The 1,568-nt window shown below is 67.9% G+C and carries 2 protein-coding genes, 1 pseudogene and 1 riboswitch; all 3 genes and pseudogenes read left to right on the plus strand.

The window, feature by feature from the left end:
• Positions 1-180, plus strand: a 180-nt coding sequence (locus ABZ281_RS48840) for a hypothetical protein (RefSeq protein WP_356665243.1), incomplete at its 5' end; no start/stop codon positions are given.
• 173 nt (positions 181-353) lie between these two features.
• Positions 354-484, plus strand: a riboswitch (FMN riboswitch).
• A 143-nt stretch (positions 485-627) separates the two neighbouring features.
• On the plus strand, positions 628-1,236 hold the full coding sequence (locus ABZ281_RS48845; protein ID WP_356665245.1) for a riboflavin synthase: 609 nt from the start codon (positions 628-630) through the stop codon (positions 1,234-1,236).
• Positions 1,233-1,487, plus strand: a pseudogene (locus ABZ281_RS48850) (nicotinamide mononucleotide transporter); the annotation flags it as partial. The gene ABZ281_RS48845 and the pseudogene ABZ281_RS48850, both read left to right, overlap by 4 nt.
• Between the last annotated feature and the right edge of the window lie 81 nt (positions 1,488-1,568).

Raw genomic sequence — 1,568 nt, forward strand, 5'->3', positions numbered from 1 at the left:
CGGGAGGAGAACATCGTCTTCCTGTCCCACCTCGGTGACCTCACGCAGAACGGCGCGAAGGAGGAGCTGTTCGAGCCGGGCGGTGCGGGAAGGCCCGACGGCGGGCAAGGGCCGTCGTCACCGTCGCCGGGCCGGTCAGTGGGGTTGAGCCGACCTGGCGATGACCCTAGAAAGGACTAGACCACATCGTCAATAGGTGTGTACCAATGCCGGGTCTCAAGAGGCCGGTCCTGCGCGGATGTTGGGCGACCGGTCGCGCTCGGGAAGGAGTACGGCACGGTCTGTGAGGCAGCCCACACACTTCGCCTCTTTGAACATCGACACGGCGTGGCACACTGGCCCTGTACCAGTAGCAGCGCACTCCGGGGTCGGTGAAAGTCCGAACCGGCGGTTACAGTCCGCGACCCGGTCGCCTCCAGCGGCCGGTTGACCAGGTGAAATTCCTGGACCGACGGTTAAAGTCCGGATGGGAGGCAGTGCGCGGCGAGCGGGCATTCGTGCGCGCCGCCGAGAAGTCCGTCCTCGTGACGGGCTCGTCCGGCGTCGCCCCCGGTGTCCCCGCTCGTACCTTCTGTCGTCATCGACAGCCCCGGAGTCCGTGCCCGAAGAGGCAGGAGGACCCGGGAAGTGTTCACCGGAATCGTCGAAGAGCTGGGCGAGATCACCGCCGTCGAGACCCTCGACGACGCCTGTCGCTTCCGCCTGCGAGGGCCGGTCGTCACCCAAGGTGCCAAGCACGGCGACTCGATCGCCGTGAACGGCGTGTGCCTCACGGTCGTCGACCACGAGGGCGACGAGTTCACGGCCGACGTCATGGCCGAGACCCTGAACCGCTCCAGCCTCGGTGCCCTGAAGGCCGGATCCCGCGTCAACCTCGAACGCCCCATGGCCATCGGCGAACGCCTCGGCGGGCACATCGTGCAGGGCCACGTGGACGGCACCGGCGAGATCCTGGAGCGCAAGCCCTCCGAGCACTGGGAGATCGTGAAGATCTCCCTCCCCGCGGACCTCACCCGGTACGTGGTGGAGAAGGGCTCCATCACCGTCGACGGCATCAGCCTCACCGTCGTCGACGCCGGCCCCGACTACTTCACGGTCAGCCTCATCCCCACCACCCTCGACCTGACCACGCTCGGCCACAAGCAGCCCGGCGACCCGGTCAACCTCGAGGTGGACGTCATCGCCAAGTACGTCGAGCGGATGCTGGGCGACCGCGCGCAGGGGGCCGGCCGGTGAACACGCTGAACTCCGAGGCGTTCGTCGTCTTCGGCCAGCACATCCTCTGGTCCGACATGGTCGGCAACCTCTTCGGCCTGGCCGCCCTCGCCCTGGGCTGGCGACGCTCCATCTGGACCTGGCCCGTGCAGTTCCTGGCCGGCCTCATCCTCTTCGGCGCCTTCTTCGGCCACCTCACCGGCAGCGCCGGCAAACAGGCGGTCGTCATGCTCGTCGCGCTGTACGGCTGGTGGCAGTTTCACCCGAGTCAAGAACGCCCGCGCCTCCCACAATGAAGCCGCCCGCGACCTAGTCCGCAGCGCTGGCTCCGACCTGCTGGGCTCCGAGGTGCC

This window comes from Streptomyces sp. NPDC006265 (assembly GCF_040613555.1).
In the GTDB taxonomy this organism is placed as follows: domain Bacteria; phylum Actinomycetota; class Actinomycetes; order Streptomycetales; family Streptomycetaceae; genus Streptomyces.